Raw genomic sequence first — 15,975 nt, forward strand, 5'->3', positions numbered from 1 at the left:
ATTTTAACCGCATGCCCAACCGGCCTCGCCCAAGGCCGCATACATGCGGAGTTAATAATATGAAAAATAAGAATTTTCTTGCGGCTGCCCTGGCAAGCAGCACACTTCTTTCGAGCCCTGCGCTGGCGGTGGATTTTCGTCCGCAGGCGGAAATCGAAGGCGGTTTCTTCAGCGGAGGGTCAGCTGCCGGCGGCGGCTTCTTCCTCCCCTTCGTGCTCGATTCGGGCAATGCGATTTTCATCGATACACGCGGGACCGTCGCCAATGACTCCGTCCGACAGGGCTCCATCGGTGCGGGCTATCGCTTCCGCGCCAACGACCAGTGGGTCATCGGCGGCTACGGCTATTACGACTATCTGAAGAGCGACTACGGCAATTCCTTCAGCCAGCTGTCCTTCGGTCTCGAGGCGCTCAGCGGCGACCTCGAAATGCGCAGCAACTTCTACCTGCCCCTGACCGGCGCCAAGACACTGAGCGCCTTCAATGCCGCCTATGTGCGCGACCACGTGCTCGTCTTCCAGGAAGGCAAGGAACGGGCGCGGCGCGGCATCGACGCCGAAATCGGCGGGCGCCTGCCTGTTTTCGCCGAAGACTCCAACGTTCAGCTGAAGGTTTTCGGCGGCAGCTACTGGTACGGCGGCCGCAACCTCGGCGACATGTTCGGCGCCAAGCTGCGTGCAGAGTTGACCTTTGCCGACCTGCCGGGTCTTTCAGAGGAATCGACCGTCTCGCTCGGCGTGACCGGCACCTATGACAACGAGGACAAGCTGAAGGGCGCCGTCATGGCACGGCTGCGCATCCCGTTCGGCGCGACCGGCTCGACCGCCGACGCCTTCGATCCGATGACCCAGCGTGTCGAACGCGCCACCCGCATCCGCACCCATGCCGGCGCCACCGGCGACGTCGAGGCCGCACAGCTTGCCGGCACCGGCCGTAACGCCGGCCGGGTCGTGACCGTTTCATCGGCCTCCGGCAATGCCTCCGACATCAACGCCCTGATCGGCGCTGCCGGCGCCGACGCGCTGATCCTTGCAGACGGCAACCTCGGTCTCGACCGGACACTCGCGCTCGGCAACGGCCAGACGCTCCTTGGCGGCGGCGGCGCAATCGCCGTTAACGGCGCGCGCAGCGGCGCGACCGCAACCTTCGTCAACCGGGGCGCAGCCACGACGATCACCGGTTACAACCCGGCCCAGGACGTCATTGCCATGGCGTCGGGCAGCACCATCTCGTCGCTTTCGGTCCGCGGCGGTCTTGCGGGTATTTCGGCGACCGACGCCAAGGGCGTTACCGTCGACAATGTCGATATTGCCGCGACCAACCACGACGGCATCCGCTTCACGCGGGTCGATGGCGCACTGGTCCAGAACAGCCGCATCCACGACCTCTACATCTGCGAAAACAACACGACCTGCGAATTCTCGATCTACAACCCCAACAAGGCACCCTATGCCGCCGTCAGCTCCGTCGGCAGCCGCAACGTAACGGTGCGCGATACTGTCATCGACAAGGTCACCTATGGGGTCTTTGCCGGCGGCGAGTTCAGGAAAGTCGGACGGACCGATTACGAACTGGTCACCGGCACGCAAAACGTCACGCTCGATAACGTGACGATCAGCAACTCCCGCCGCGAAGGCGTGCTGCTCGTCGCCGGCAAGGATGTCAGCCTCAACCGCGTGACGGTCGACAATGCCAAGCAGGACCGGGACATGGATCTCGTGGTGCTGCAAGGTACCTCCAATGTCGCGATCAACGACATGCGGCTCTTTGGCGGCATCAACGGACTGATGCTGGTCTCTAGCCCGAACCTCGATGCGACGACCACCAACGTCAACGTCAAGGGACTGACCGTCGACGGCACCCGCAACGCCGGCATCTTCTTCAATCCGGTCTCGGGGATTTCGCTCGAGGACGTCAAGGTAACGAATGCCGGCACCTATGGCGCCTTCATCTACGGCAACGAGTTCGAATTCCTTGGAGGACCGGTGCGCGACATCGTGCTGAAGAACATGACCGTCGACAAGGCCGGGAAGGCCGGCCTCTACTTCTCGGGCCCGGCCGAAGACGTCACCGGCAATGTCAACGTCACCAACACGCCGAAGGATTGCACACTCGACAATGGTTGGTCGGCCGGCACGATCACCCAGTCGCCGGGCTCGGTTCTGACCGTCAATGGCGCCAAGCTCGACCAGGGCAACGCCGCGGCCCGTTGCCGCTGATAGCCCGAAGCCACGCCCGGGCGACCGGGCGTGGCTCTTTTTGCCGGTTTGCTTCGGTGCACTATGCCGGGCGGTGGCATTCGAAGGTGACAACATGGTCACCTTCCTTTGGAGCACGGCCGAAGGTGTAGTCGCCGGAAACGACGAGATCGACGAAGCCGGCCGCCTGTAGCGTCAGCGCCATTTCCTGAACGCCCCACCAGCGCATGGTGAAGAATTCAAGCTCGCTCGACGCCAGCCGACCCTCGTGCCAGAGGTCGTAGCGCAGGTGGGATACGGTCGTCTGACCGATGATGTCGGTCTTCACCCGCTGGCTAGTCAGGGTCAAAAGCTCGCCCGCCTCCGTCTGCCAGCTGCGCACATTCGGCTGCAGGTCCGCGACCATGTCGCCCGGGTAGAGATCGAAGATCAACCGACCACCCGGCGCCAGGTGATCGTAAGAGCGCTTCAATACGGCCGATGCCGCTGCATGATCGGCGATCAGCTGCAAGGAACCAGCGGGCACGACAATCGCCTCGAAACGCTTGTCATAGGTGAAGCTCTCGAAGGTCTGGCGCGACAGGGCCGGCGCGAAGCCTCGGCCAGCGCATTGGGCGAGGCAATAGTCGAGCATGTCCTGCGAAGCATCAAACCCGGAGACATCGAAACCGGCCTCCAGCAACGGGATCAGCGCTCGACCGTTGCCGACAGCCGGTTCCAGGATCGGCCCACGACAACCGTGGAGCCTCTGCCGGTAATACTCGATGTCGCCGAAGGACTTTCCAATATATTTGTCTAAATTATAAACATGAGAGGCAAGTCTGCCATAGGTATTGTTCACGATACCTCAGCTCCCGACAAAACAAGGCAACGCTGCGTCTTATACGGGAGTACGTGACCAGGGGTTGTTGTTTGCCGGCCACGCCTACGCTTTATCGTCGCCGCCCAAACGCGTCAGAAGCGCGCCGGCCGGATGAACTTGCCGTAGACCCAGCCCTCCTGCCAGTTTCCGTTGCGCTGCGGATCGTGCCAGATCTGGCACCAGGTGGCTCGCACGGCCTGGCGCTGGGCGGAAACCGACCAGCGAGCGATGCGCTTCAGATCGACGCCGTTTATGCAGCGGCCGGTCATCTGCAACTTCGTGCCGTTGGGATAGCCGGCGCGGATCGCGGAGGAGGAGGATGGCCAGGCCCGCGCGTTGAGCACGTCGTTCCAGTCGACACCCGACACTTCCCAGGCGGCGAACGTGCTTGCGGTGGCGGGAAGTGCAGCGGAGAGCGCCCCGGCCAGGATGGCCGCCGGCATCAGTTTATTGAGCATGCCCATCTCGATTGCCCCTTGGTCAGGCCGCCGGTTGTTGCGGCAGGAAACAGAATGCGGCCCCTCGCCTGAATTGCAACTGAATGGATTTCACGACGAGAGCGCCGCCCCTATCCGAGAACGACCTGGGCGAAGCCGCCCGTCCCGGCTTTCCGGGACGGGGCTTTGTCAGCCTGGTAGGCGGCAGACGACGCCGACCAGCCGCGCGACCACGGGGCGGACCATGAGCACGCAGAAAAAGGCGACGGGCATGGCAAGCGCGTAGGAACCGAGCACGCGGGCCGGGTAGCCGGCGTCGATGCCGGTGTTGGCGCCGACGATGACGCAGCACATCAGGAACGCCATGATCGCCGACATGAAGAAGGCAAAGGCAATGGGCGCCGCGCGCGGCGGCAGCTTGCGGCTACGCGCGAGCCGCGGCGCCGATAGGGTATCTTCCATCCGAAGTCTCCTGGTTTGATCGAGGGGACCACCCCCTCGTTTCTGGCCGAACTATACGGATCGCGTCTTCGCCAGGTAGACCATTGCAGCCTTGTTCAGAAACAGGCAAAACCATCGAATAGAAGTTTTTATTCGATGGATTGAATTATGGACACTTTGCGCGGCGTCGAGAGTTTCGTGAGAAGCGTCGAGGAAGGCAGCATCGCCGCGGCGGCGCGAAAGCTCGGGATTACGCCCGCTTCCGCGAGCCAGAACATCGCCCGCCTGGAACGAACGCTCGGCAGCCGGCTCTTGAGCCGCACCACGCGCCAGCTGGGTCTGACCGAGAGCGGGCGGATCTACTACGAGCGGGTGCGCGGCGTCGTGCACGAGCTGGAGCTTGCGGCCGCCGCCGTTTCGGCACTCAGCGCCGAGCCGCGCGGACCGCTTAAGATTGCCTCGTCCGTCGCCTTCGGCCGGCATGTGGTTGCGCCCCTCGTTCCCTCCTTCGCCGCCAGGTACCTGGATGTCTCGATCGAGCTCGTCGTCACCGACCGCGAGATCGACCATATCGGCGAAGGCATCGACATCAGCGTGCGCTTCGGCCTGCAACTCGAACAGGGGCTGATTGCCCGCAAGCTGGCCTCCGTGCCGATGATCATTTGTGCGGCCCCCACTTATCTGGAGCGGCGCGGCCGCCCGCAGCGGCCGGAAGATCTCGTGCACCACGATTGCCTCGTCTACCGCTATGCCGGGCATGGTCGGATCTTTCGCTGGGCGTTTACCCGCGACGGCCTGCGCTTCGAGCCGGAGCTGAAGGCGACGATCGTCAGCAACGATATCGACACGCTCGCCGAGATGGCGATCGCCGGCGCCGGCATCACCCGGCTTGGCGCCTTCATCGCAGCGCCGCTGATCGAGCGCGGGCTGGTGGTGCCGCTCTTCGGCGAACTGCCGCAGGAGGGATTGGCCAGCACCGACCACGAGCCCTTCGACTTCTACGCCTGTTTTGCCGACCGCCAGGCGCAAACGCCGAAGGTGCGCGCGTTCATCGAGCATGCGGTGCAGAGCCTGAAGGGGCGCTGGTAGGTCTTATCCACCGGTGGCCGGGACCGGAGCGGCAGGCGTTTCCTTGCGCACGACCTCGACGCCTCGCCGCTGCTTCAGCCGATAGCCGACCTCGACGATGGCGTGGATGGCCGGGATGAACTCCGCGCCGAGCTCACTGAGGCTGTATTCCACGGAAGGCGGCGACGTCGGCATGATCCGCCGCTCAACAGCACCCTTCTCCTCAAGCTCCTTCAACCGCGTGCTCAGCACCTTTGCAGAAATACCGGGCACGTCGATCCTCAGTTCGCTGAAACGGCGCGGCCCGGCGCTCAAGGACCAGAGGATGTTCGGCGTCCATGCGCCACCGAGCAGCACCATGCACTCACCAACCGGGCAGTTCGGCGGTAAGGTCGCAGCCCGATTTTTCCGAATTTTCAAGCTCATGGGCAAAACTTTCCAGTTACCGCCGGGAAACCGGAAAGGGAGGTAACATAAGGTTATCTGATATACAAAGGTTATCGCTTCGGCTTAGGTTCCGCCGTCCTCGACAAACGGGCAATCATTTCAGAAGGAACCAGATCATGAAGCTCTATTACGCCCCGGGCGCCTGCTCGCTTTCCCCCCATATCAGCCTGCACGAGGCCGGCGCCGACTTCGAGATCGTCCGGGTCGATACCAAGACGCATCGCACCGAGACCGGTGCGGATTACAAGGCGGTCAACCCCAAGGGCTATGTGCCGGCGCTGGTGCTGGAAGGCGGCGAAGTCGTTACCGAAGGTGCTGCCGTGGTGCAGTACATCGCCGATCGCTTCCCGGCGGCGAAGCTTGCGCCTGAAAACGGCACGCTGGCGCGCACCCGCCTGCAGGAACAGTTGAACTTCATCGCATCGGAACTGCACAAGGCCTTCTCGCCGCTGTTCAACCCGAACGCATCCGCCGAGGCAAAGGAGGCAGCCACGCTGCAGGTGGCGAAACGCTTCAGCCATGTCGAAAGCCTGCTTGCGGACGGACGCCTTTACCTGCTCGGGGAGGCCTTCTCGGTCGCCGACGCCTACCTTTTCACGGTCGTCAACTGGAGCGGCGGCACCGGGATCGCGCTCACGCAATGGCCGCATCTCGCCGCCTACATGCAACGGGTCGGCGCACGTCCTGCCGTGCGCGCCGCGATGCAGGCAGAAGGCCTGGTCGCGGCATGAGTGCATCACCGAAGGATCCGCAGTTTGCAGCCGTCATCGACGTCCTCCAACGCTACTTCGACGGGCTCTATCGCAGCGACGCCGACATTCTCAGGCAGGTCTTCCACCCGAAGGCGCTCTATGCCACCGCGACGGACGGAACCCTGCTCGAACTCGACATGGACAGGTACTTTCCGATCGTCGAAAAACGTCCCTCGCCCGAAAGCCGAGGCGAAGCGCGCATCGACCGTATTCTTTCGATCGAGTTCGCCGGCCCCGTAACCGCGTTTGCCAAGGTGCAATGCGCCATCGGCGAGAAGGCCTTCACCGACTTTTTGTCCCTGGTCTTTATCGACGGCCGCTGGCAGATCATCGCCAAGGTCTTCCACTACGACATCGCATCAGCGCAATAGGAGAAGCTTGTGCCCTACGTAAACATCAAGATCACCCGCGAGGGTGCCACCGCCGAGCAGAAAGCAGCCCTGATCAAAGGCGTCACCGATCTGCTCCACACCGTGCTCAACAAGGATCCGGCCACCACCTTCGTCGTCATCGACGAAGTGGCGCTCGAAGACTGGGGCGTCGGCGGGCTGCCGGTCGATGCGTATCGACGAAAAGCCAAGGAAAATTCCTAGCCGACCGCATCGCCCCTTGCCCGCTGCGGGCAAGGGGCGATGCGGTCGTCCGATGGCACACCGGCCGTTGGGCGACCGCTTTGCGCTTGATCGCTTTCGACAGGGTCTCTATCTCATTGTCTCCCGCCGCATTGATCCCGGAGACGTATCTTGTCCGTATTCAGCAACCTCCCCAAAGCTCCCGTCGCCGCAAAGAAGCCGGTCAGCGACACGCGCCACGGCATTACCCGCACTGACGACTATGCCTGGCTGCGCGCGGACAATTGGCAGGCGATGTTCAAGGATCCCTCGATCCTCGATCCGGATATCCGCAAGCATCTGGAGGCCGAAAACGCCTACATGAACGCGGCGATGGACGACACGAAGGCGCTGCAGAAGACGCTTTTTTCCGAGATGCGCGGCCGCATCAAGGAGGACGACAGCTCGATCCCGGTCAAGGACGGTCCGTTTGCCTATGGTCATGCCTATGTCACCGGCGGCGAACAGCCGCGCTACTTCCGCATTCCCCGTGACGGCGACCACAAGGACGAGGCAATCCGGCAGTTGCTGCTCGACGGCGATAAGGAAGCGGAAGGCAAGGCCTATTTCCGCCTCGGCGGCCTCGACCATTCGACCGACCACAGCCTCGGCATCTGGGGCTATGACGACAAGGGTTCGGAGTATTTCACGCTTCGGGTGCGCGACCTCACAACGGGCGAGGATCTTGCCGACGTGATCGAGAACACCGGTGGCGGCGGCGCCTGGGCGCCGGATGGAAAGAGCTTCTTCTACACGGTGCTCGACGACAATCACCGCCCGTCGAAGATCTTCCATCATATCCTTGGCACCGCCCAGGCTGACGACCGGCTGGTTTTCGAGGAGACCGATCCGGGCTTCTTCATGTCGGTCGGCGGCTCGCTGCTCGACGACTTCATCTACATCGACATTCACGATCACGAGACCAGCGAGTATCGGCTGCTCTCGACCAAGGATCTCCTGGCTGAGCCGAAGCTCGTCGCCGAACGCGTCACCGGGCTCGAATACGCGATGACCGAAGGCGGCGACGTCTTCTACATCCTCACCAATGCCGATGGCGCCAAGGACTTCAAGATCGTCGAAGCGCCGGTAGAAGCACCAGGCAAGGAGAACTGGCGCGAGGTGGTGCCGCACAAGCCGGGCACGCTGGTCCTCAGCCACATGGCCTATGCCCGCCATCTCGTCTGGCTGCAGCGCCGCGAAGGCCTGCCGGAGATCGTCATCCGCGACCGCAAGACCGGTGAAGAGCATGCGATCGCCTTTGCGGAAGAAGCCTATTCGCTCGGCCTTTCGGGTGCTGCCGAATACGACACCGACGTCATCCGCTTCTCCTATTCCTCGATGACCACGCCGTCGCAGCTCTTCGACTACAACATGGCGACGCGCGCCCGCACGCTCCTGAAGACCCAGGAAGTGCCTTCGGGCCACAACCCGGACGACTATGTCACCCGCCGCGTCTTCGCCCCCTCCTGGGATGGCACCGAAGTGCCGGTGACGCTGCTTTACCGCAAGGACACGCCGCTCGACGGTTCGGCGCCCTGCCTGCTCTATGGCTATGGCGCCTATGGCATCACCATTCCGGCCGGCTTCAACACCAATTGCCTGTCGCTTGCCGATCGCGGCTTCGTCTATGCCATCGCCCATATCCGCGGCGGCAAGGATCGCGGCTTTGCCTGGTACGAAGACGGCAAGATGGCCAAGAAGACCAATACCTTCAAGGATTTCATCGCTGCCGCTGACTATCTGAATCAACAGAAGTTCACGTCCTACGCGAAGATCGTCGCAGAAGGCGGCTCGGCCGGCGGCATGCTGATGGGCGCGATCGCCAACATGGCGCCGGAGAAGTTCACCGGCGTTATCGCGGCCGTCCCCTTCGTCGACGTGCTCAACACCATGCTCGACGACACCCTTCCGCTGACCCCGCCGGAATGGCCGGAATGGGGCAACCCGATCGAGAGCCGGGAGTTCTACGACATCATCGCCGGCTACTCGCCCTACGACAATGTCGAGCCGAAGTCCTACCCGGCGATCCTGGCGCTCGGCGGCCTCACCGATCCGCGCGTCACCTATTGGGAACCGGCCAAGTGGGTCGCGCGGCTGCGCGAGAAGACAACCGGCAGCGCGCCGATCCTGTTGAAGACGAACATGGATGCCGGCCATGGCGGCGCGTCGGGCCGCTTCCAGCGGCTCGAGGAAATCGCCTTCGAATACGCCTTTGCCATCAAGGTCGCCGGCAAGATGTAAACGGATCGGGATGAGGAACCTGTTTGCGGGTTCCTCGTCCCTTTCTCACCTTATCCCGGAGGTCCCGCCATGTCCGTCCACGTCGCCCTGCTGCGTGCCGTCAATGTCGGCGGTACGGGATCACTTGCAATGGCCGACCTCAAGGCGATCTGCGAGGGGCTCGGCTTTGCCGACGTCAGGACCTACATTCAGAGCGGCAACGTGCTGTTCCGCTCCGATCTGCCGGCGGCAGAAGCAGCCGCAATGCTGGACAGCGCCCTTCAGGAAAAACTCGGTAAGGTGCCGGGCGTAATGATCAGGACCGGCGCGCAATTGCAGGCGATCGCCGATCAGGCACCCTTCCCGAACGCCAAGCCCAATCTGCTGCTTGTCGTTTTCCTGCGCGAGCCGGCACCATCAGACGCGCTCGACAAGCTCGTGGCGCCCGATGGCGAAGAAGCCCAGGTTGCCGGAACTGAGATCTATATCCACTTCCCGAACGGCTCCGGCCGGTCGAAGTTCAAGCTGCCGGCGGCCAAGTCCGGCACGGCACGCAACCTCAACACGGTGCGCAAGCTTGCTGCGATGGCGCTCGAGATGGAAGGCTGACGCTCCTCAAAGGCGCCGTTCCGGACCGAAAAGCGCTTCACGCTTTTCCGGAAGTGCTCACGCCGCCGGCTGGAACAGCAGCCGGACAAAGGACCGGAGCACCAGCAGTTGCTGTGGCAGGCTTTCAGGCTGCTTCAGAGCCTTCGACAGGATGATGCCGCCTTCGAGCACGGTCGAGACCATATCGGCCAGTTGGTCGACGTCGAGCGGCTCGCGTGGCCGATAGACTTGCATGATCGCCTCGAACATCGTGCCGAAACGCCGACGCCACATCAGCGCCGCCTGCCGGTTGATCTCCTGGATCTCGCGATCGAAAGCACGCTCCTGCGTGCACATGACCGCGACCAGGCAGCCGGGATGGCCGTTCGGCAGGTCGGCGAGAATTTCCGACAGCATCTTCAGGCCCAGAAGAAAGGCCTGCAGCGGGTCGTCGGACAATTGATGGGCGCGGCCGAAGATCTCGTCGTAGATGCGCTCGTCGTTCTCGATGTAGCGCTCGAGCAGAGCCCGCGCGAGCTCGTTCTTGTCGCGGAAATGGTAGAAGAACCCGCTCTTGGTGATGCCGGTTTCGGCAATCAGCTCGTCGATCGACGTCGCGCCGAACCCCTTGGCAAGCACCGCCGCCTCGGCAACGTCGAGGATTCTGGCGCGCGTTTCCTCACCCTTTCGCATTAGCTGCTCCCTACCATTGGTACGGTTTCCAGCAATTACTCGGCGGCCAGCCCCTAACGCAGCGACGGCAACAGAACAGTAAGTCACTGATTTTGCGACAGTAATTTAGTATATTAGCAATAGTATACCGCAAGTCGTCTAGTTTAGAAGATGATCATAAGGCAGAAATTTACTTGGCTCTGCGGTGTTGGAGGCATCCGCGGGCCCTTCAGCCAAGACTGAACCGGTGGAGACCGATATGGCCAAATACAGACGCAGCCTGCCGCTCTTGAAGGGTGGACTGTTCCTGAGTGACGGCGGCATCGAAACGACGCTGATCTTTCATGAAGGCATCTCCCTCCCGCATTTCGCCGCTTTCGTGCTCATTTCGACGGCGGACGGGCGGCGACGCTTGCTCGACTACTACAAGCGATACCTCGCGATCGCCCAGCAGCACGGCACCGGCTTCGTGCTCGACACGCCCACCTGGCGCGCCAGCGCCGACTGGGGCATGAAGCTCGGCTATGACGCCTCGGCCCTCGCCGAGGTCAACCAGAACGCCATCTACATGTTGGCGGAACTGCGCACCGAGTACGAACGTCCGCAAGCACCGATCGTGCTGAGCGGCGCCATCGGGCCGCGCGGAGACGGCTATCGCCTGGGCCGCATGAGCGCGGACGAGGCCGAGGATTATCACGGGCCACAGATCTCGGCCTTTGCCGCCAGCGACGCCGATATCGTCGGCGCCTATACGCTGACCAGCATCGACGAGGCGACCGGCATTGCCCGGGCGGCCCAAAGCCATGGCATGCCCTGCTCGATCGCCTTCACGGTGGAAACCAACGGCCGGCTCCCAGACGGCCGTACCCTTCAGGCCGCGATCGAAACGGTGGATGCAGAAACCGGCGGCTATCCCCACTACTACATGGTCAATTGCGCCCATCCCGATCATTTCGAGACCAGCCTTGATACGGGGAGTGCCTGGGCGCAGCGCATTGCCGGTATCCGCGCCAATGCCTCCAGGATGAGCCATGCCGAGCTCGACAACAGCGAGACCCTGGATGCCGGGGATCCCCTCGACCTCGGCCAGCGTTATCGGACACTGACGACCCATTTGCCACGACTGCGCATCCTTGGCGGTTGCTGCGGCACCGACCATCGCCACATCGCGGCAATCTGCGAGGCCTGCCTTCCACCGACGGCGCTCAGCGCCTGAGGCGCGAGGCCTCGCCCTCCCCGGCCCTCTCGCAAGCAATTGCGGGAGGGCGCCCTCTCGTCGCCACCCTCGCGAAAGCGATAGCGGTCGTGTAGACTTGGGCGGAAAGGACGGCAGCCGGACATCCCGGCAAGAGCCGTTGACCGCATCGTCATGAATTACGCTCCCCCGTCGCCGACCGGAAATGCCGAAGCCTTTGCCTTCGACAACAGCTACGCCCGCCTGCCACAGCAGTTCTTCGCGCGTGTTGCGCCGACACCCGTCGCAGAGCCCTGGCTGATCAAGCTCAACAAGCCGTTGGCCGAGGAGCTCGGGCTGGACGTGGCGACGCTCGAGCGCGAGGGCGCCGAGATCTTTTCAGGCAACCGTCTTCCCGCCGGTGCCGATCCGCTCGCCATGGCCTATGCCGGCCATCAGTTCGGTACCTTCGTGCCGCAGCTCGGCGACGGCCGCGCGATCCTCCTTGGCGAGGTGATCGACCGCAACGGAAAGCGGCGCGACATCCAGCTCAAAGGACCGGGCCAGACGCCCTTCTCACGGCGCGGCGACGGGCGCGCGGCACTCGGCCCCGTGTTGCGCGAGTATATCGTCAGCGAGGCGATGTACGCGCTCGGCATTCCGACGACACGGGCGCTTGCCGCCGTCGTCACCGGACAGCCGGTCTACCGCGAGCAGATCCTGCCGGGCGCAATCGTCACGCGGGTTGCGGCAAGCCATATGCGCGTCGGCACCTTCCAGTTCTTCGCGGCACGTGGCGACATCGAGTCGGTGAAGGTGCTTGCCGACTACGCGATCGATCGCCACTACCCCGAGGTCAGGGACGCTGAACGACCCTATCTGGCCTTCTACAAGGCGGTGACCGCGCGCCAGGCGGAGCTGATCGCACGCTGGCTGCATGTCGGCTTCATCCATGGCGTGATGAACACGGACAACATGACGATCTCGGGCGAGACGATCGACTTCGGCCCCTGCGCCTTCCTCGACACCTACGATCCGAAGAAGGTGTTTTCCTCGATCGACCAGGTCGGTCGCTACGCCTATGCGAGCCAGCCGGCGATCGGGCAATGGAATCTGGCGCGGCTGGCCGAAACGTTGGTGCCGCTGTTCGACGACAACCAGGATACGGCGGTGGAACTGGCCAACGATGCGCTCGGCGAATACGGCGCGATCTTCCAGCGCCACTGGCTGGACGGCATGCGGCGCAAGATCGGATTGGCCATGAGCGAAGAGGGAGACCTCGACCTGTTGCAGGCGCTGCTGACGGCGATGCATCAGGGAGAGGCGGATTTCACCCTCACCTTCCGGCGGCTGTGCGACAGCGCTAGCGACCCGGCCGCCGACGCCGTGCTCGCCTCGACCTTTGCCTCGGCCGAGGCAATCGGGCCGTGGCTGCAGAACTGGCGTCAGCGTCTCAGCCGCGAGCAGGCGACGCCGGATGAACGCGCGACCGCCATGAAGGCGGTCAACCCGGCCTATATTCCGCGCAACCACCGGATCGAAGAGGCGATCGCTGCCGCGACCGAGGATGCGGACTTTTCGCTGTTCGAGGCCCTGGTCGAGGTGACCGCCAACCCCTATGCCGACCAGCCGCAGTTTGCCCGCTACCAGGCTCCGCCGAGCCCGCAAGAGGAAGTCCAGCGCACCTTCTGTGGCACATAGGCGCCATGCGGGCCGCCATACGGGGCGCCATGCGGGAATGCGGCCGCCATGCCTGTGTTCCCGCAGTCCCTGGGCATCCGCTGCCAGACAGATTCACCCAATCGCTCTATGTCGCTGTTTTTACGCGGTGACTTTCGGCTGATCGCTCTCGGACGACGCGCTATCCGCAGCGGCTCAACGCGCGTGGCTCACGCTCGGCCGGCCCTCGCTTGAGCGCAAGCTTATTGCGGACCTGCGAAAATTTCCGCGTTGCGGAATGTGGCTATTGAAAGGCAGAGGTGGCGCGTTAGGTGCTAGAAGGACAGGCGCTCTGCGCCTTGCCTGACCGGGCGGCCGCGACACGCGCGCGACCGCCGCCTCGAAACCCACCTGTCTCACGCGGTCCGGCGAGGACCGCCGCAATGGAAAGGTGCCACGGCACCGTTCTTCGATGCGGGAGTTCCCATCATGCTCGTTCTGACGGCCATCGTCTTTGCTCTCATCGGCCTCGCGCTTGGCGGCGGCGGCGCCAAGCTGCTGACGCTTGGTGGCAGCCCCTATTACCTCGCAATCGGCATCGGCTTCCTGCTGACGGCGGTGCTGCTGTTCATGCGGAAATCGGCGGCGATCTGGCTCTATGCGTTCATGATCCTCGGCTCGCTCGGCTGGGCGGTGTCTGAGGTCGGTTTCGACTGGTGGCAGCTTGGCCCGCGTGGCGGCGTCATCGTCCTTCTGGGGCTCTGGCTGCTGCTACCGGCCGTGCGCCGGCCGCTCGGCTTCGAAAGCCCGACAGGCGAGCGTTATGCCGTGAGTGCCTGGCCGCTGGCCCTTGCGGTGCTGGTGTCGGTCGGTGTCGCCGGATACGCGATCATGCAGGACCCGCACGACATCCGCGGCGACCTGCCAAGCGATGTCGTCGCGGAAAATCCGCCGCTCGGCGGCTCGGTACCGCCAGACGAATGGCACCAGTACGGGCGCACCGCCTACGGCCAGCGCTATTCGCCGCTCGATCAGATCACGCCTGAGAATGTCGCGGGGCTGAGGGTCGCCTGGCAGTACCAGACCGGCGACGTCAAACGCCCCGACGACGTGGGCGAAACCACCTATCAGGTAACGCCGCTCAAGATCAAAGACACGCTCTATGCCTGCACGCCGCACAACTGGGCGATCGCGCTCGATGCGGCAACCGGCGAAGAGAAGTGGAAATATGACAGCAACTCCGGCATGAACCCGGACCGCCAGCACCAGACCTGCCGGGGCGTCACCTATTGGGCCGACCCGGCTGCAGCCCCGGGCGGCCCCTGCGCCGAACGCGTGTATCTCCCAACTTCGGATGCGCGCCTGATTGCGCTTGATGCCGCGACCGGCTCGGTCTGCACCGGCTTTGCCGACAACGGCGTGCTGCATCTCGAAACGGGGATGAAATACAATCCGGCCGGCTACTATTATTCGACATCGCCGCCGGTTGCCGTCGGCGGCAAGCTCATCATCGGCGGTGCGGTCAACGACAATTATTCCACCCAGGAACAGTCCGGCGTCATACGCGCTTTCGACATCAACACCGGTGCACTGATCTGGAACTGGGACAGCGGCAATCCTGACGTGACGACACCGCTTCCAGAGGGGCAAACCTACACGACCAACTCGCCGAACAGCTGGTCGGTGATGAGCTATGACGAGGGCCTCGGCCTCGTCTACGTTCCCATGGGCAACCAGGTGCCCGACCAGCTCGGCATGGGCCGCAGCGAGCACGTCGAAAAGTACTCGTCCTCGATCGTCGCGCTCGACATCAACTCCGGCGCGGTGCGCTGGGTGCGCCAGACCGTGCATCACGATCTCTGGGACATGGACGTGCCGGCCCAGCCGGCGCTGCTCGACATCACCAAGGAAGACGGCACCGTCGTGCCGGCGCTGGTCGGCCCGACGAAACAGGGCGACATCTACGTGCTCGACCGCAGGAGCGGCGAGCCGATTATCCCGGTCGAAGAGGTCCAGGCGCCGGGCGGCGCGATCCCGGAGGACTTCACCGCCCCGACCCAGCCGGTCTCCGGCCTCACCTTCATGCCAGCGCCGCTGCAGGAAAAGGACATGTGGGGCGTCACGCTGTTCGACCAGCTCGCCTGCCGTATCGCGTTCCGGTCGCTGAAATACGAGGGCCGCTATACGCCGCCGTCGATCGAGGGCACGCTCGTCTATCCCGGCAACTTCGGCACCTTCAACTGGGGCTCCGTGGCGATCGATCCGGAACGGCAGGTGATGTTCGGCATGCCGACCTATCTCGCCTTCACCTCGCGGCTCGTGCCCCGCGACCAGGTGCCGCCGAAGGGCCAGGACGAGAAGGGCTCTGAACAGGGCCTCAACCGCAACGACGGCGCGCCTTACGGCGTGTTCATGGGGCCGTTCCTCGGGCCGCTCGGCATTCCCTGCCAGGCGCCGCCATGGGGTTACGTCGCTGGCGCCGATCTCAGGACCGGCAAGATCGCCTACAAGCACAAGAACGGCACGGTCGAGGACATGACGCCGTTGCCGCTGCCGTTCAAGGTGGGCGTTCCCGGCATCGGCGGGCCGATGATCACCAAGGGCGGCGTCGCCTTCCTGGGTGCCGCGGTCGATGATTACCTGCGCGCCTATGACCTGACGACCGGCCGCCAGCTCTGGGAGGCGCGTCTCCCCGCCGGCGGCCAATCGACACCGATGAGCTATGCGGTCGGCGACAAGCAGTATGTGCTGATCGTTGCCGGCGGCCACGGCTCGGTCGGCACCAGGCCGGGTGACTACATCATCGCCTATACCCTGCCCTGAGGCGCGCGAGATATCCCTAATTC

The 15,975-nt window shown here is 63.7% G+C and carries 15 protein-coding genes; 10 read left to right on the forward strand and 5 right to left on the reverse strand.

Annotated elements, in window-relative coordinates:
- The first annotated feature begins 59 nt into the window (after positions 1–59).
- A complete protein-coding gene (locus OKW20_RS01895) occupies positions 60–2,219 on the forward strand; it encodes an inverse autotransporter beta domain-containing protein (RefSeq protein WP_429169840.1) in 2,160 nt (719 codons plus the stop codon).
- Between the two features lie 61 nt (positions 2,220–2,280).
- Here the strand turns inward: OKW20_RS01895 and OKW20_RS01900 are convergent, their stop codons facing one another.
- The 3 genes from OKW20_RS01900 to OKW20_RS01910 form a co-directional block, all read right to left on the reverse strand.
- Complete coding sequence (locus OKW20_RS01900; RefSeq protein ID WP_429169841.1) at positions 2,281–3,039, reverse strand: class I SAM-dependent methyltransferase; 759 nt, start codon at positions 3,037–3,039, stop codon at positions 2,281–2,283.
- A gap of 113 nt (positions 3,040–3,152) precedes the next feature.
- A complete protein-coding gene (locus OKW20_RS01905) occupies positions 3,153–3,518 on the reverse strand; it encodes an SH3 domain-containing protein (protein WP_429169842.1) in 366 nt (121 codons plus the stop codon).
- Positions 3,519–3,686: 168 nt separating this feature from the next.
- Positions 3,687–3,959: a DUF2798 domain-containing protein gene (locus OKW20_RS01910; protein WP_192447482.1), complete on the reverse strand. Its 273-nt coding sequence runs from the start codon at positions 3,957–3,959 to the stop codon at positions 3,687–3,689.
- Positions 3,960–4,106: 147 nt separating this feature from the next.
- Between OKW20_RS01910 and OKW20_RS01915 the strand changes: the two genes are divergently transcribed.
- On the forward strand, positions 4,107–5,027 hold the full coding sequence (locus OKW20_RS01915; RefSeq protein WP_429169844.1) for a LysR family transcriptional regulator: 921 nt from the start codon (positions 4,107–4,109) through the stop codon (positions 5,025–5,027).
- A gap of 3 nt (positions 5,028–5,030) precedes the next feature.
- Here OKW20_RS01915 and OKW20_RS01920 read toward each other — a convergent pair whose 3' ends face one another.
- Complete coding sequence (locus OKW20_RS01920) at positions 5,031–5,432, reverse strand: winged helix-turn-helix transcriptional regulator (protein ID WP_429169845.1); 402 nt, start codon at positions 5,430–5,432, stop codon at positions 5,031–5,033.
- A 137-nt stretch (positions 5,433–5,569) separates the two neighbouring features.
- Between OKW20_RS01920 and gstA the strand changes: the two genes are divergently transcribed.
- The 5 genes from gstA to OKW20_RS01945 all read left to right on the forward strand — a co-directional run bounded on the left by gstA (position 5,570) and on the right by OKW20_RS01945 (position 9,645).
- Positions 5,570–6,184 carry a glutathione transferase GstA gene (gene gstA, locus OKW20_RS01925; protein ID WP_429169846.1) on the forward strand — a complete coding sequence of 205 codons (615 nt, stop codon included), beginning with the start codon at positions 5,570–5,572 and terminating at the stop codon, positions 6,182–6,184.
- A complete protein-coding gene (locus OKW20_RS01930; protein ID WP_429169847.1) occupies positions 6,181–6,576 on the forward strand; it encodes a nuclear transport factor 2 family protein in 396 nt (131 codons plus the stop codon). The genes gstA and OKW20_RS01930 overlap by 4 nt, the downstream gene beginning before the upstream one ends.
- Positions 6,577–6,585: 9 nt before the next feature.
- Positions 6,586–6,798: a tautomerase family protein gene (locus OKW20_RS01935; protein ID WP_429169848.1), complete on the forward strand. Its 213-nt coding sequence runs from the start codon at positions 6,586–6,588 to the stop codon at positions 6,796–6,798.
- A gap of 150 nt (positions 6,799–6,948) precedes the next feature.
- Positions 6,949–9,057 (forward strand): S9 family peptidase, encoded by a 2,109-nt coding sequence (locus tag OKW20_RS01940; protein WP_429169849.1) that lies wholly within the window; start codon positions 6,949–6,951, stop codon positions 9,055–9,057.
- Between the two features lie 69 nt (positions 9,058–9,126).
- Positions 9,127–9,645, forward strand: a complete 519-nt coding sequence (locus OKW20_RS01945) for a DUF1697 domain-containing protein (RefSeq protein ID WP_429169851.1) — start codon at positions 9,127–9,129, stop codon at positions 9,643–9,645.
- 57 nt (positions 9,646–9,702) lie between these two features.
- Here the strand turns inward: OKW20_RS01945 and OKW20_RS01950 are convergent, their stop codons facing one another.
- Positions 9,703–10,317 carry a TetR/AcrR family transcriptional regulator gene (locus OKW20_RS01950; RefSeq protein WP_034789290.1) on the reverse strand — a complete coding sequence of 205 codons (615 nt, stop codon included), beginning with the start codon at positions 10,315–10,317 and terminating at the stop codon, positions 9,703–9,705.
- Positions 10,318–10,555: 238 nt separating this feature from the next.
- On the opposite strand from OKW20_RS01950, the gene OKW20_RS01955 reads away from it, so the two are divergent.
- The 3 genes from OKW20_RS01955 to OKW20_RS01965 all read left to right on the forward strand — a co-directional run bounded on the left by OKW20_RS01955 (position 10,556) and on the right by OKW20_RS01965 (position 15,952).
- Positions 10,556–11,512, forward strand: coding sequence for a homocysteine S-methyltransferase family protein (locus tag OKW20_RS01955; protein WP_429169852.1), 957 nt, complete (start codon positions 10,556–10,558; stop codon positions 11,510–11,512).
- Between the two features lie 153 nt (positions 11,513–11,665).
- Entirely contained in the window at positions 11,666–13,171 is a 1,506-nt protein-coding gene (locus OKW20_RS01960) for a protein adenylyltransferase SelO (RefSeq protein ID WP_429169854.1), read from the forward strand.
- A 447-nt stretch (positions 13,172–13,618) separates the two neighbouring features.
- A complete protein-coding gene (locus OKW20_RS01965; protein ID WP_429169855.1) occupies positions 13,619–15,952 on the forward strand; it encodes a glucose/quinate/shikimate family membrane-bound PQQ-dependent dehydrogenase in 2,334 nt (777 codons plus the stop codon).
- Positions 15,953–15,975 lie beyond the last annotated feature (23 nt).

Source organism: Ensifer sp. LBL (assembly GCF_050435225.1).
In the GTDB taxonomy this organism is placed as follows: domain Bacteria; phylum Pseudomonadota; class Alphaproteobacteria; order Rhizobiales; family Rhizobiaceae; genus Ensifer.